Here is a 1,416-nt window from a genome sequence, read left to right on the forward strand (position 1 = left end):
AAATATTCCCGCGACTTATTCAACAGAAGATTCGTTACATAAGTCTTTCATTTCTGGTCGTAACAAGCTCTACTTTGGTTAAAATTAATACTGACATCCCCTTCCTTAGGCCCTTGGTTAGTTGTTATAACTAGTCCAATACAACAATAACAAGGAAGACAAACACAATGGCTATTCGCTTTAGTCAGCTTGCTGTACAAGGACATACCACCACACTTTCCATTGATGAATGGACAATCGATAACAATGACTCTTGGGGCATCTTCAGTGCAGAAGGCGACATCGGCTCCCTGCTAGGCGATCTGCTTTGTGGCGAACTGAAACCCACACAAGGGACGTTGGATCTTGGTGAATTGAAAGTCGCGCAAGTATCGCTTTCAGAGCAACAACGACTACTTGAACGTGAGCTAGAAAAGGACGACACCGATTTTCTCGATCGTATCGACCAAGGCAGTACCGTTTATGCTTTGATTTTTGAGTGCTGCCAAGATGCAGCAACAACGGAAAGACTGCTTGAAGAGCTCGACCTTCACCATTTAAAACAGAGCGGTTTTCGTGTTTTATCGACTGGCGAGACCAGACGAGTCATGCTCGCTAGAGCGTTGGCAACCCAACCTGACCTTGTGCTTCTGGATAATCCTTTTGTCGGTCTAGATGTTGCCCACCGCGCTTCACTCGCAACCTATTTGCACTCGCTTTCGCAATCCGTCCAGATGTTGATTACGTTTTCTCGCGAGTCCGACATGCCAGAATGGATAGATCATGTAGCGCTATTTAATGCCGGCAGTCTTGACAGCACAATGAAGAAAGAGAGTTGGGACAACCACCCGATAATCGAACAAATCAAGTCACAATCCCAAAAACAAAGCGAAGAGATGATGGGGTTGATACGACGCCACCAACACTCTACGCACTTCGATGATCCTATTTTCGAACTAAAAAATGGCCAAGTTGAATACACTGAAAAACGTATTTTCACTGACCTGAATTGGCGCATAGATAAAGGACAACACTGGCAAGTTAAAGGGCCAAACGGCTGTGGTAAAAGTACGTTATTGGGGCTGATATTTGGCGATCATCCACAATGCTACAGTAACGACATCCACATCTTCGGCAAGAAACGAGGCTCTGGCGAAAGCATCTGGGAGATAAAACAGCATATTGGCATGGTCTCCTCTGCACTGCATCTTCAATACCGAGTGAATTGCAGCGCGTTAGAGGTCATTCTGTCTGGGTTCTACGACTCGATTGGCTTGTATAATCAGCCTTCGCGTAAAGAGATTGACGTAGCTAAAGAGTGGCTTGATATCTTACACATGCGTCACTACGAAAAGACGTCTTTCAAACAGTTGGAATACGGTCAGCAACGTTTGCTGTTGATCGCACGCGCTATAGTGAAGCAGCCAACACTACTCA

Annotated in this window: 1 protein-coding gene; it reads left to right on the forward strand. The window is 45.4% G+C overall.

Translation table 11 applies throughout. The features are described from left to right. Positions 1 to 167: 167 nt before the first annotated feature. A partial coding sequence (locus tag R7Q47_RS24425; RefSeq protein WP_318089812.1) for an ATP-binding cassette domain-containing protein occupies positions 168 to 1,416 on the forward strand: 1,249 nt, incomplete at its 3' end.

It is taken from the genome of Vibrio sp. Vb0349 (genome assembly GCF_033338975.1).